The sequence below is a fragment of the Bradyrhizobium sp. 18BD genome (assembly GCF_054185225.1).
Map to the genome: position 1 here is coordinate 530,796 of NZ_JAVAYL010000001.1, position 12,989 is coordinate 543,784.

Sequence of the window (12,989 nt, forward strand, 5' to 3'; positions counted from 1 at the left end):
GCGATCTCACCCGGAGAGCGGCGGGTGATGGCGAATGGCCCTATCAAAGGTGGCAGGTGTCTCGCACAAACTCTTTGGTGGGACACTCACTTCTTTAGGTGGAAGGAACGGCTGATTTCGTCAAACTCGGTAGAAAACTTAAGTTCTTTTTGAAATTCCGGATCCTTCAGCCATCGCGCTGCGGTGCTTCGCGGAACTGGATTATCACCCGTGCTGGCAAGCTTTATCAGCCGATTGATGGATAGTTTTTCGTTGGGCTGTAGCTGTTGCCCAGCAATCCAGGCTGCTCGTTTCATAGTTTGGCGAGATTGGTATTCCTTGTGAAAATCTCCCTTGAGCGGGCCCAGCTGGTGTCGAATTAACAGGATCAGCGATGCAGGTATTCGGACCTCGTCGCCACACCAATCGAGTCCCTCGAGCATGAAGGCAATCAGATAGTTAACCATTGCATCGGAAATTGCGGCTCGACGCCGCTCATAGCTGCCGGGACCACTGATCTTTTCCCTGGCAACGATGCACTCCATAATAGTCAGGCAGAGTCGATCGATTCCCGGTTCAAACCCATCCATCGCGCTCGCGATCAAGTCAGGGTTGATGCCGCACTGCTTGCATTTGTCCTGAATAGCAAAGAGCGGGTCTATTCCACCGGACATTCCAATTTGGATATCCAGTTCTGGGAACTCGGTTCTGATTGTCAAGTAATGTTCGATCGAAGGCTCATTGCGGTATGTTAGGGCCAGTTTCTTGAACTCGCTGAACCGTTGCGCCGTCCAGCCGAACATTTTCACGGCTTCCCTTGCCTTGAGTTCTCGTTTGGTCTTCTGGCTGTCGATCGCACGTTTTACCTCTGGAGAGGCAGATCTCATCCGAGGATCTTCCGCGATCCTCTCTGCTCTTGCGAGTTCGTCAAAAACAGCAAGATGAACCCTTGGCATTGAGAGCCAGGCGTATCGCTCCTTATTGGCGTGCTCATTCCATTGTTGCTGGATCTCTTTAGCGACGCCCTGTGACTGCTCGTCTTCTGTCGGAGACTTGCTCATTTTTACTTGCGACTTCCGCATACTGGTTTTGGACTGGAGATTGGGAATGGCGCTGTGCGCTGAAGATGAGTTGTGCTGAGCCCGGCTCAGGCTAACGCAGCTTCCAATTGTCGCAGTAGACAGTCAGAGACGGAGGTAAGCAATCTGGAATGTCGGCGGACGGGCGTTCCGCATCGCAGGATCTAACCGGCGGATGTTCGGTCGGCTGTCCAGTCCGAAAGGTAAAGGGCAGGCCGATGGCATGGATGCTGGAACGGGTAAAAAATCGCGCAGAAGTTGCTTCGTAATATCAGATGGTTAGACCATAAGCGCGATTCCGCCCCTGGGCACCATTTTCCCACCACTCAGTATAAAACCGCGAGCCATTGCAGAGCTCCCCGATCGGCATCTGCGACGGGGTCGTCGCCGGGGCCTCAGCGGATAGCAGCCTGCCGCTCCGCTCCGTGCCGCCTGGGCGCCACGTCGACCGCCGAAGCCAAAAGGCCCGGCTGGAGCAGGACGGTGAACTCCTCGAGCGATAGCGGCGGCGAGAAAATATAACCTTGCGCCATGGTCGCGCCGTGTTCGGCCGCGAACCGAAGGTCTTCGGCCGTTTCGATGCCTTCTACGACCGTTTCGAACCCCAATTCGTCCGCAAGTCCCAGCGCCAGGCGAAGGATCGTCTGCTTCTCGCGGTCGTCCGCGACGCCCGCGACCAGCGTGCGATCGAGCTTCACGGCGTCGAAGGGCAGCCTCGCCATCGTCGAAAGATTCGAATAGCCGGCTCCGAAATCGTCCATTGCGAAGCGTATGCCCAATTGCCTGAGCAGGGTTATTCTCTCGCGCACGACATCAGGATTGCGCATCGCGACCGACTCTGTGACCTCGATCTCGAGGTGTGACGGGGGGAAGTCGGCCTCGCGAACGGTCGTGACGATATCCTTGATGAACAGCGGGTCCTCGATGTCCGTCGCCGCGACATTTACGGCGAGCACGAGGTTCGAGCCGGCCCGGATCAAGCCCCCGATTTCGGCGAGCGCGCGCCTGAGCACGAAGCGGTCGATCTCCATGATGAGGCCGATCTCTTCCGCGATCTTGATGAAGCGCTGAGGAGGAATGTTGCCCTCCTTCGGGTGATGCCAGCGCGCCAGCGCCTCCACCCCCAGGATGCGGCCATCCGCGCAGGATACCTTGGGCTGGTAGTGGACGACGAGCTCTCCATTGCGGATCGCCAAGGCGAGATCGGTTTCGAGGGCATGGCGGGAACGCGCGACCTCTGCGAGATCCGGAGTGAAGAACGCGTAGGTATTGCGTCCCGAACTCTTCGCGACGTACATCGCAAGGTCGGCGCGGATCAGGAGATCGTCATAGTTTGTGCCGTGGGTGGGACAGATCGCAATGCCGATGCTGACGCCGATGGTCGCATGGTTGTTCTGGAGCTTGAAGGAAACCTGCAGCGTCTCGATCATCTCGCGGGCAAAGAGGCTCGCGGCCTCGACAGTCTTCACCCCAGCGATGATGGCGACGAACTCGTCGCCTCCGACCCGGGCGAGCAGACTTTTGCCGGCAGCGACCTTGGACGTCAGCAAATTGCTCAAGCGCTCGGCCACCATCTTGAGCAGCTCGTCGCCAGCCTTGTGCCCGAAAGTGTCGTTGATGGATTTGAAGCCATCCAGGTCGAGGAAGAATAGCGCTCCGCCTTCCTCAGCGTCGATGAGCGCCGGCGCATCGACGCGCATCTTCTCCCGATTGGGAAGGCAGCTCACCGTGTCGTAGAAGGCGAGCTGACGAATTCTTCGCGTGCTGGCCCGCAAATGCGTCAGCATTCGCTCGAACGCGAGGCCGAGGCCGAGGACCTCGCCGATGCCTGTTGCGCGGAACGGTACGTCGAGATTGCCACCTGCGATTTCCTGGGCGGTCTTGGCGAGCGCCGAAAGTCCCTTGGTGAGGTGCCTGACGGCAGCCAATAGCGCGACGACCAAGGCACCGAGCGCCAGCGCCGCAGTTGCCAGGAACTGCCACATCAGCGAACGTGTATGGGCTGCGCCAATCTGGAACATCTGATCGCGTGTCGTCGTCACCAGCGATGCGTTCGCGAACGTACACACCTTGAGCGTCGCCTCGTAATCGACACAGCGTGCGACGTAGTTGCCGTCGTCCGAGTGCTGCAGCCCGGCCAAACGCGTCCTGGCGCCGCTGAATCTCGCCCCTTCAGGCCCCGCGGAAGACACGATCTCGTTGTCACCCGTCATGATGACCACGCCGGCATTGGCGAGCGAAGTGAAGTTCTCGAGAGTCCGCTCCGTGCGCCCGAGCGGTCGGATGGCGGCAAGCGCGCCGATGAGGTCGCCGAAGTCGTCGAACACGGGCTCGATCGCGGTGTGCGCTATGGTGCGGCGCTGCGGCAGGCCGAGCGCTGACAATTCACCCAATTTGAGCTCATAGGTGCCTTCCTCACCCTGCGGGTGCGAGCGGCTATTGTCCTTGAGGATCGCGCTGAGATTGACAGGGAGGGGGGTACCCTCGAGCGCCCGGTTCAGCGCGAGGAGGTCGAGGGGCGTGTTGGCGCCGATCACACGACCGGTTTCGTCGAAGGCGATCAGCCTTTCGAAGCCGGAGGTCGAAGCAACGATGCTGAGCAGTTCGCGGATAGTCACATCGTTGTTCGAGGCGACCGCCTTGGCCACGTCGGCGCGCTGAGAGATCTGACGCAGGCGAGATGCGGTTTCCGCGCCCAGGACCTCGATTCGCGCTCGCGCCAACTGCGCCTCGCCGTCGAGGCGATGAGCGAGTTGGTCTTCCGAGAGATCACCCAGTGCTGCAGCCTGATGCCTCAGTTGCTGCTGCAGGCGTAGCGCCGTCAAGCCACCGATGAGGCCGAGCCCGAGGACGCCGGTCGCGAGCACGACGGCAACAAGGCGCATAGCGATAGACGAGGGCAAACTCGGAACCCCGGACGGAACGGCCCAACGGCGCCAGCGGGGTGGCGCCCTCGATACCTTTGCAATATCCGCGTCAGTCGCCACCACCGCCAGCACCCTGAACTTGCGGGGGCCGATGTCGCTCACTGAGGCCCCAACTTAGCGTTTCCAGGCCGACCTTAAGCGCGCGAACCATTCAAAATCGTCTATTTCTCGTCTATTTGTGGCTGGTTAATTAGCAACTGGTTTTTCGAAACCATCAAATTTTGTGCATTCTGTCCGCCACAGATAATTCCAAAAGGCACGGCATTGCGACAACAGATGGTTTAGGTTTCTTTGCCAGATTGCGCACCTCGTGGTTCGAAGGGGTTTGCAATGGCATTTGCGAGGATCACGGCGGCAATTTTGGGCCTCTGCCTTGTGGGGGTGAATGCCGCTAGCGCCGAAACACGCAAACTCGACATCGTCGGGACCGGAGACGGCATCGATGTCCTGCGCGCCATCGCCGCGGGCTTCATGCAGCAGGAGGGATCGGCACGGGTCGAGGTCCCGCCGAGCATCGGTTCTGGCGGAGGCATCGCGGCCGTGGGGTCCGGCAAGGCGCCCTTAGGGCGCGTCGCGCGCCGCCTGACCGACGCCGAAGCGGCTTCCGGCATCGTCTACAAGGCGATCGCCCGCCTGCCCTCGGCTTTCATCGTCCATCCCGGCTGTGGAGTGAGTGCCGTCACAAGCGCTCAGCTCGTTGCGATCTATTCGGGCCGCCTCGCAAATTGGAAGGAGCTGGGCGGCGCCGATATACGCATCCGCGTCGTGCGGCGCGAGGACCAGGACAGCACTCTCACCGTGCTACGGGCCAGCATGCCCGGCTGGCAGGATCTCGAGATCACCGAGAAATCGAAGACGGCAACGACCACACAGGAAGCGATCGAGACGGTTCGCGATGTTCAAGGAGCGATCGGCTTCGGTCCCTTCTCGCGGCCGTTGGAACAGGGGCTCACAGTGCTTCGCGTGGACGGCCACTACCCGACCGACGCGGATTATCCCTCGAGCGTGGTGCTGGCGCTGATCTATTTGAACACGTTGCAGGATCCGGACGCCCTGGCCTTTCTACGCTTTGCCGATACGCAGAAGGCGGCCGACGTCATCACCAGCCTCGGTAGCCTACCCGTCAGGCCGTGAATCGCCGGGGCTCGCCGACCGCCGGCGCTGCCGAGCTCGGCATCGGCTCACAGACCGGGGCGATGAGGCTGCTCCCGGCCTCGCCATAGATGGGTGATTTTGTCCATTAGCGATGGGGTTTGAGAGCTCGGCAGGAAAGGATCGGCGTAGCATTGCGCATTGGCCGAGCGCGCCTTGTTCTTCACGATCTCGACGAGACCAACGGGGCCGGCGACGTAGACCGTATCCTCCAGCCCGAGCAGGGGCAGGTAGTGCGATGGGCGTCCGGGCCTGATCGGCAGGGTGGATCCGACCTCCGTCGTTGCAATGACCTCGCGGACACCGTCGTCGATCAGCCACTGCAACGAGGGAAGCATATAGAGATTATCGGCATCCCGGCTGCCGGCGACGACCGTTATCTCGCGGTTGCGCTGGGTCGAGCGCGCCGAGCGGGCAAGCGCCCAGATCGGGGCCCAGCCTGCTCCGCCGGCGACCAGCACCAGCGGCCCCTGGCCCTGTCGTAGATAGGCTTGTCCGAACGGACCTTGCACATGCGCTTTATGGCCGGGCTTGATGGCTTTGCCGAGTTGCCCCGAAACGGTGCTGTCGGGCAGGCGCCGGATGTGGAAGACGAGTTCGACTTGCTTGAAGGAACCATCGAGCCTGAAGGTCGGGCTGTACTCGCGCGCAGGATAGCCGGAAAACTTGACGCGCACATATTGGCCGGGCCGAAACTCGAGCGGCGCCGAGGTCGTCAGCACGACTTCGGCGATCTCCGGCGAGAGCTCGTTGATCTCGGTGATGGCGCCCGCCCGCTTCTCAGGTAGCGGCAATTCTTCGAATTCGATCTCGGCATCGCCTGCGACCGCTGCCTGGCAGGCGAGCACAGTGCGGCCATGGCCCGAGCCGCCGTCATCGACCGAGCCCGAAACGACCGTCACCCGGCAGCTCTGACATTGTCCCGATCTGCAGTCGTGTGGAATGAGGATCGAGCCGCCGAGCGCCGCGTCGATCAGGCTTTCGCCGGCGCGGGCTTCGACGAGCTTGCCGTTGAGGACGATCCGACAATCCCGTTTCATCGCGAGGCCTCTAGGAGTGCCCTCCGGTCGAGCACCTCGCCGATCATGAGAGCCCTATTTCTCCGACACGACACGCACCGGGCGGTTATGACTCGCATGCCGCGTCTGTGCATGGTCGAAGACAGCAACCCACATGTAGAGATCGCGGCCTGGCACGAAGGCCTTATCATACCTTCCATCGCTTTTCATGTTGCGCGTCAGCTCGAGCGTCCAATGTCCGTTGCTCCATTTTGAAACACCGGTGACATTGGCCCGCTCTCCGTCGTTGTCGCCAGCAATAATCACGCCGGGCAGGATCGTGCCGACGGGAATCCTCGCGTCGGCCTCCGGAGTGTAGGGTTCGCTCTCCCGGTCGAACATGTACCAGCGGCCGTTCTCGTCGTCGCTGCTGTTGGGATCGAGATCGAATTTGCCGAGGGCTGCGACCTGCGCCCTCCAGTCCTTGGGAAGCCGCTGAACCGTGACGGGCCCTTTGTCGTCCCGGTGGATGAACTTGAAGTTATACGAATAGAGAGTGCGGCCAGGCTTATTCCAATAGCCGCCCTGATAGCGGGCATCGTAATTCTGCTCGTCCAGGGTCGGGGCGTAGGGCGGGCCGATATATTGGCTGTCGACACGCCCGAGCATGCCCCCGCGCGATGCCTTCCACTGCCACATGTCTATGTAGCTGCCATCCGTCGTGTAGTGGAAGCCCCGGCCGTTGATCGGCGTCGGTTTGCCGGGCAGCGGGTTGACGCCGAGACCCGTCGCGCCTGCGCCGCCGAGCGATGGATTATCCGAGAAAATGACCGCCAGTTTATCCTCGTAGAAGTCGACGGCGTCTTGCAGGCCCGCACGCTCGTCGAGGACGTACCAGCCATCCACTTTCTTGATGATCGGAATGCGGCGCAGGGAGCGCGTGGGATCGTCCCAGCGGAAGGCGAAATAGATCTTCTGCCCGTCGTGCAGGGCGCGCACTTCCACGAGCGATTCGCCCGATCCGTCGAGATTGGCACCCTGCTGCGTGCGGATGACGACGGGGCGCGCGCGCGACCAGGCGGGATCGCCCATGGCGCCGTCGAGCTTGGGCGCGGTGCTCACCCGCGCGATGACGAGCGTATCGCGAGTCGCCCAGTCGAGCCCGGCGACGCCGCACGCGACTGCCACCCCGATTGCAGCGGCGACGAGAAGAGGCCTCGGCCGCACGGCCTTCGTGATCGCGAGCGGCGTCGGCCGAAACACACGGAAAATCTGCTGCCAGCCGCCATAGAGATAATGCGCGGCGACATGCGCGAAGATATAGACGAGCCCGACGAAGGCGGCGGTCGAGTGGAGATACGCCCACCAGCCCCCATAGCCGAGATACATCATGACGCCCGTCCCCGTGAGGAAGACCACGAGCGCATAGACGAACCAGTGCAGGGCGACGTTGACGGCTCCCCATTTGAGGCGAGCCGGGGCGCGCATCGCGAGGATCCGCGTCTTCTTGGGACTGTTGCGCTCGACGAGGCCGCTGCGCGCAAGGTAGGCGACGTAGGCCGCCCCGCAGAAGAAAACGGCGAGCCCCGCGAGGAAATGCCAGGAAAAGATCTCGCCCTGCGGCAAGACCGGAGCGAGCCATTTCGAGAAGGGGGCGTGCAGCGCGTCCGCTGCGATGCGTATGCCGGTAACGAGGCTGACGACGAACGCGAGCGCGGTCGCCCAATGGAGGACTATCGTCCCGACATCGGTGCGTGGCGGGCTTTCTTGAGTCTTTGTCTTAGCGAGGCGTTTCTCGGTCAAGGCAGCGGCGTTCGTTCGAGCGGTGACATCGTTCATTGCACAAAGCTTGCCCGCGGTAAACCAGCAGTTGTGCTAGAAAGGCTGCGAAGCATTGGGAATTTGGCGAGATGGACGTGGTCGCCGAAGAAGCCAAGGCGACCGGCAACGATCATTATCCCATTCAATGCGGTCGGCCAGCGAGCCGCCCTCGGGGCATACGCCGGTCTCGAGAGTCTGGTCTCTAACCCTGCTTCGCTCTGGTGTTTGGCAGCTCAGATCGGGGCCGTTGGGCGGGTCGCCAAGCCGCGTCCATCATAAGCTCGGCGGACACCGTTGGGAGGACGTAGGTAGCTTCCCGCGAAAATTGAATTTATATAGCAATTTCAATTATATATGAGTTCGTGGTTTTGTTCAGAATGGTGCGCCAAATCTACGCTTTTCCACGCTGGAGCACGATCTTGTACAATGGCGCCTCGCCAGATGATCGGCGCGAAGCGCGCTCGCGTATTTCTCTTCCAACGGCTCGCTAGGTCTACGTCAAATCCCGAGTTCACAACCACGCTTCCGCACGCCTTTCCACCCCCGCCTTCCGCGATCGACGCTATCTGTTGACCGTCGACCAGCTCGGAGCGGCATCGTGCCAGCGCCTTCAGAGCAGCGCACGCGTGGAAGAGGCATTTGGAAAACCCGGCTCGCGGCGGTGTCTGGAATCAAGGCATCTAAGTCGTTCGGCAGGCTTGGCCGACCGCCTAGGCTCCCACCACGAAGGCCGCGCGATCCCGCGCGGCGTCCGCAGGAGCCCCACAATGAAGCAGCTCAAGGGTATTGCCATCGAAGCTCATGGAGGCCTCGATCGGTGGCGGCAGTTCGAGCAGGTGTCGGCCGATCTTGTGCAGGGCGGCGTCCTGTGGTCCTTGAAGGGACAGGCTGTCACCCTCGAGCGGACCAACGTCACCGTGGGTCTGAAGAGGGAGTGGGCGTCACACGCTCCGTTCGGCACTGACAATCGGCGCTCGCGCTTTGAGCCGAGCCGGGTGGCCCTGGAAGCTGACAACGGAACGGTTCTCGAAGAGCTGCTTGAACCGCGGGCGAGCTTTGCCGGCCATGAGTTGCAAACGCCGTGGACTGAACTGCAACTCGCCTACTTCGCCGGCTGCGCGATGTGGACCTATCTGAACATGCCATTCCTGCTTGCCTGGCCGAGAGTTGAGACCGAGGAACTGGAGCCCTGGCTGACCGACAGCGGCGACTGGCGCCGCCTTGCGGTGCGATTTCCGGCAGGGATCGCGACGCACAGCGCCTTGCAGACGCTCTATTTCGACGGTGAGGGGCTGCTGAAGCGTCACGACTACAACGTCGAGATCTCCGGCAACACGCCCGGCGCCCATATCATCGAAGACTACACGGAAGTCTCGGGCATCAAATTCCCGACGAAACGCCGGATCTATGCCCGCCAGCCAGACGGCAGCTTCAGCACCGAGCCCCTCGTCGTTTCGATCGATCTCTCCAACATCCGGCTCAGCTAGCGGTGAGTCTTTGGAATCCAAACTCGACGGCGTGAGAAGCCGGTGCCCCTATGACGATTGATCCGACGTGGGCCGCCTTCTCACACGCACTGCCATGGTCGCGCGTCGATCATAGTGCGGCCAGCGGTCCGGCATCATTGCGGATGGCTCTGGGGACCTCCCCAAGCACCCGCGCAAACGCCAGACGCATCCGCTCCCGGTTCGCGAACCCCACCTCGCGCGCGATGACCTCGATTGGCAACCGGCTTTGTTCCAGCATCAATTTCGCGGCTTCGACACGCAACGCTTCGACCGCCTTTGCGGGCGTGGTGCCGGTTTCCGCTCGGAACAGCCGCGTGAACTGTCGGGGGCTGAGGCACGCGGCCTCAGCAAGCTCGTCAACGGTCAGGCTTTCGGCAAGGTTCTGACGAGCGTAGTTCAGCACGCGCTGGACCCGATCTTCATTCGCGCCGAGGTCCAGCAAAGTGGAATGCTGGGACTGTCCGCCTGCGCGGCGATGGTACATGACCATGCCCTTCGCGACCGAACGGGCAATATCGGAGCCGTGGTCGCGCTCGATCATACCCACGACCAGGTCCGTTCCCGCGGTCATGCCGGCTGACGTCCAGATCGGCCCATCCGCGATGAAGATCTTGTCCATGTCGACTTCGCAGCTGGGGAAACGGTCCTGCAGCGCCTGCGCGTAACGCCAATGCGTGGTGGCGCGCCGGCCGTTCAGCAGACCCGCATCTCCCAGGACGAACGAGCCCAGGCAGATGCGACGCGGCGCGCGTCGTGAGCAGCGGCGCGAAGCAGCCGGACCAATCCCGGCGACGAGGTCGGTATTTCCAGGCCCGCGGCGACGATCAGCGTGTCATAGCGAGCATCGTCGATTGGGTCCGTCATGACCTGCATGCCGGACGACGAGGCGACCAGTCCTCCTTCCTCCGAGAGGACGCGCACGTCATAGACCTTCTCGCCGGTTTGCTTGTTGGCCACGTCGAACGCTGCGACGGCTCCGAAGCAGACGGATTGGAAACTCGGGCAAAGGACGAGGCCGATCTTCATGCTTTCTCCGTGACGGCTGCTACCCGCTTAGATGGTCGTTCCAGCGACGTTTCGCCATGCATGGCCGGAATGATGGCATCTACGTCCTGTCGGCTTGAGCAGACCGCTGGTAGCGCTCTGACAGGTTTTTCAGACCCTGGAGCTTCCATGTCGAGCGATCTGACGACGACATACCGCGCTGTTCAGACCGTCGCCCCGGGACATCTCGAACTGACGCAAAAGCCGCTTGTCGATCCCGCCCCCGGGGCAGGTGCGCCTTCGCGTCGAGGCCTGCGGCGTCTGCCATTCCGACGCCGCGACGGTCAAAGGGCCTTTCCCGATCCAATGGCCGCGCGTGCCGGGCCACCAGGCTGTAGGCGTTTCTATGTCGCGCGCGGGCACGCGTGGCTCTCGAAGAGAGAGCGAGCGTGCGTCGCGCGTCAGGCCTCGATGATGTCGAGGCTGACGGCCCTGGCGACCGACTGCATAACAGTCGCACATTCGAGCTTCGAGCGCGCGCCCTGAAGATAGAGGCGGACGGCGGTCGGTGACAGATGCAGGTCGGCGGCGATCTGCTTCGGGCTGAAGCCGCGCGCGGCGAGCTGAAGAGTCTCCCGCTCACGCGCGGAAAGCGATCGTTCGAGCCCTTGTGGTCGCAAGCCTGCGAGCCGCACTGCCTGATCGTGAATGAAATGGGCGATGATCAGAAAATCCCGCATATAAGTCATCCGCCGGCTGGCCCAGGTGTCGGTGGTGACGTTCGAGGCGATCGACAGGCGTGCATGCTCGCTGCCCGGTCCCCGGATCGGGATCGTCATGCCGCGAGAGCCGGTCTTGCGAAAGAACGTGTGTGCATCCTGTGTCTCCGGGGCGGCCTCGCGCCAGTCGACCGGCAGGAAGCCGCTTCGGCCGTTTTGAAAGACGGAGCCTGCCTGAAGGCCGTCATGCTTGAGATATTGCTTCGCCAGGTCATCGTCGGATGAGAGCAGCATGAGCGTGTTGGTCTCGGGTCGGCGCGCAGCTTGGTATGCTACAAGCGTGAGGCCATAGTCTTTCGAAATCCGAGTCAGCCCGAGATTCAGTTCATCGAGAGTCGTCGTGCTCGTGATGTTTGCGAGGGTTCCTTCGATCGGCGGAAACATTTGCGTTCCCCAGTCTTGGCTAGTCGTGAGCTGGCCGGGCGGCGAGTGTTCCCGGTTGGGTTGTGGTAGTGTCGGGAGCTGGTGCGAGGCCGTTGCTGCAGCGTCCGATCTGCGGATCGCTGCGCTGAGGACGAGCTCCGATTGATTTCAATCCATTTCATTCACGAATTTTCCCCGCGCGATGGTTCGCAGCTTGTGTCGGATCTTCGGGGCGCGTCATTTGGACGCGCTAGACAGAGCTATCTCGGGGTTCGGCCCCGCCATTTAATAGTCGATTCACTATTGGGGGCTGACTTGCAATTTCGCAGATTGCGCGGGCTTGACCGGAACCGTTAGCCTGCGAGCACTGATTCGACTTCGCGCCTAGAGGTTGATCAGCCGTGAGTGCGATGAACGCGACCGGGCGCCCTGTCTATGGCGACATGGCATCCTTGTCGATGCATCCGCTTCGGCCGGTCGAAACTGATTGACGTGCGGCTGCTATCGTGACGACTGGCATGAAGCCAGCCCCCTGCTTGTGACCCGGCAATGATTGGCGGACGTCCAGGTAACACAGACCAGGAGGCCTAAATGGTTGCCATCAATTCCGTCGGCGCGACCGCGCTCACCATACTGAAAGCCGCCAACGCTCAGACGACCGCCGAGCCCGAAATAAGTCCCGTCAGCGTCGTCCCTCATGTCAACGCTCTGTCGTCTCGCCTGGCGCCCGGCGTGGCTGACGCGCTGCTGAAGATCAACGCGCTCATCAACGGAAAGGCTGCCGCCGCGAAGGGAGGGAGTTCTGCTGGCGATGCACTCACTCTCGCTCGTGCGCGCGAAGGCCTTGTCGAATCTCCCATGATGAAGCTCTCCGAGCTTCCCGCGGATCAGGCCCAATATCTGAAGGGGTTCGGAGCGGATGCGGTCGTGCGCGTTGACGGCGTCGAATTGAGCGATGCGGACTTCAAGCAAATGGTTCTCCAGTACGGTATGGAGGCCTGGACCGATGAGCCGGGCTTCAACGAGGCGCTTGCCAACGGAACGTTGAAGATACAGCGGGCAAGCGACGTGCCCGAACTCGGCTACAAGTCGAATCTGTACGATCTCTATAGCGGCGGAAACCTCCTAGGCAGCGTAAGCTTCGGTAGCAGTACCTTCAACTCGAAGCTCTACTACGAGATCCAGGCGCAAGGCATTCGTCAGGCGACCGGGTCGATCAATGGGCAAGATTATTACGTAACTTGGCCGGACGCGAGCTTGGCGAAATCTTCGTAAAGGCTCCGGACCAACGCCATCGCGCCCTTGTCGGTTCATCCGTTTCGACCCCGTCGAAACTGATTGATGTGCGGCTGCTGTCGTGACGACTGGCATGAGGCCAGCCCCCTGCTTGTGACCCGGC

9 protein-coding genes and 1 pseudogene are annotated in these 12,989 nt (G+C 61.6%); 4 read left to right on the top strand and 6 right to left on the bottom strand.

Features of this window, described 5'->3' with window-relative positions; all coding sequences use genetic code 11:
• Positions 1–86 precede the first annotated feature (86 nt).
• Positions 87–1,040 (bottom strand): hypothetical protein, encoded by a 954-nt coding sequence (locus tag RAD16_RS02525; protein WP_458156303.1) that lies wholly within the window; start codon positions 1,038–1,040, stop codon positions 87–89.
• 413 nt (positions 1,041–1,453) lie between these two features.
• Positions 1,454–4,087, bottom strand: a complete 2,634-nt coding sequence (locus RAD16_RS02530; protein ID WP_458156304.1) for a bifunctional diguanylate cyclase/phosphodiesterase — start codon at positions 4,085–4,087, stop codon at positions 1,454–1,456.
• A 228-nt stretch (positions 4,088–4,315) separates the two neighbouring features.
• Between RAD16_RS02530 and RAD16_RS02535 the strand changes: the two genes are divergently transcribed.
• Positions 4,316–5,119: a PstS family phosphate ABC transporter substrate-binding protein gene (locus RAD16_RS02535; RefSeq protein ID WP_458156305.1), complete on the top strand. Its 804-nt coding sequence runs from the start codon at positions 4,316–4,318 to the stop codon at positions 5,117–5,119.
• Positions 5,120–5,166: 47 nt separating this feature from the next.
• Here RAD16_RS02535 and RAD16_RS02540 read toward each other — a convergent pair whose 3' ends face one another.
• Together RAD16_RS02540 and RAD16_RS02545 are read right to left on the bottom strand one after the other, a co-directional pair.
• The gene (locus tag RAD16_RS02540; protein ID WP_458156306.1) at positions 5,167–6,177 is read right to left on the bottom strand and encodes a 2Fe-2S iron-sulfur cluster-binding protein; all 1,011 of its coding nucleotides are present in this window, start codon (positions 6,175–6,177) and stop codon (positions 5,167–5,169) included.
• A 54-nt stretch (positions 6,178–6,231) separates the two neighbouring features.
• A complete protein-coding gene (locus RAD16_RS02545) occupies positions 6,232–7,974 on the bottom strand; it encodes an ethylbenzene dehydrogenase-related protein (RefSeq protein ID WP_458156307.1) in 1,743 nt (580 codons plus the stop codon).
• A gap of 749 nt (positions 7,975–8,723) precedes the next feature.
• Between RAD16_RS02545 and RAD16_RS02550 the strand changes: the two genes are divergently transcribed.
• Entirely contained in the window at positions 8,724–9,443 is a 720-nt protein-coding gene (locus tag RAD16_RS02550; RefSeq protein ID WP_458156308.1) for a hypothetical protein, read from the top strand.
• A 109-nt stretch (positions 9,444–9,552) separates the two neighbouring features.
• Here RAD16_RS02550 and RAD16_RS02555 read toward each other — a convergent pair.
• Positions 9,553–10,490: pseudogene (locus tag RAD16_RS02555) on the bottom strand (GlxA family transcriptional regulator).
• Between the two features lie 250 nt (positions 10,491–10,740).
• Here RAD16_RS02555 and RAD16_RS02560 point away from each other — a divergent pair.
• Positions 10,741–10,923 (top strand): alcohol dehydrogenase catalytic domain-containing protein, encoded by a 183-nt coding sequence (locus RAD16_RS02560; protein ID WP_458156426.1) that lies wholly within the window; start codon positions 10,741–10,743, stop codon positions 10,921–10,923.
• On the opposite strand, the gene RAD16_RS02565 is transcribed toward RAD16_RS02560, so the two are convergent.
• Positions 10,910–11,611: a LuxR C-terminal-related transcriptional regulator gene (locus tag RAD16_RS02565; protein ID WP_458156309.1), complete on the bottom strand. Its 702-nt coding sequence runs from the start codon at positions 11,609–11,611 to the stop codon at positions 10,910–10,912. The two genes, RAD16_RS02560 and RAD16_RS02565, sit on opposite strands and share 14 nt — an antisense overlap.
• Positions 11,612–12,181: 570 nt before the next feature.
• Between RAD16_RS02565 and RAD16_RS02570 the strand changes: the two genes are divergently transcribed.
• Positions 12,182–12,865: a hypothetical protein gene (locus RAD16_RS02570; protein WP_458156310.1), complete on the top strand. Its 684-nt coding sequence runs from the start codon at positions 12,182–12,184 to the stop codon at positions 12,863–12,865.
• Positions 12,866–12,989 lie beyond the last annotated feature (124 nt).

Excerpts from the sequence above, each read along its gene's own strand:
- RAD16_RS02540 (WP_458156306.1), bottom strand. The coding sequence starts at position 6,177 with ATGAAACGGGATTGTCGGATCGTCCTCAACGGCAAGCTCGTCGAAGCC.
- RAD16_RS02550 (WP_458156308.1), top strand. The coding sequence starts at position 8,724 with ATGAAGCAGCTCAAGGGTATTGCCATCGAAGCTCATGGAGGCCTCGAT.
- RAD16_RS02545 (WP_458156307.1), bottom strand. The coding sequence starts at position 7,974 with ATGAACGATGTCACCGCTCGAACGAACGCCGCTGCCTTGACCGAGAAA.
- RAD16_RS02570 (WP_458156310.1), top strand. The coding sequence starts at position 12,182 with ATGGTTGCCATCAATTCCGTCGGCGCGACCGCGCTCACCATACTGAAA.
- RAD16_RS02565 (WP_458156309.1), bottom strand. The coding sequence starts at position 11,611 with ATGTTTCCGCCGATCGAAGGAACCCTCGCAAACATCACGAGCACGACG.
- RAD16_RS02535 (WP_458156305.1), top strand. The coding sequence starts at position 4,316 with ATGGCATTTGCGAGGATCACGGCGGCAATTTTGGGCCTCTGCCTTGTG.
- RAD16_RS02525 (WP_458156303.1), bottom strand. The coding sequence starts at position 1,040 with ATGAGCAAGTCTCCGACAGAAGACGAGCAGTCACAGGGCGTCGCTAAA.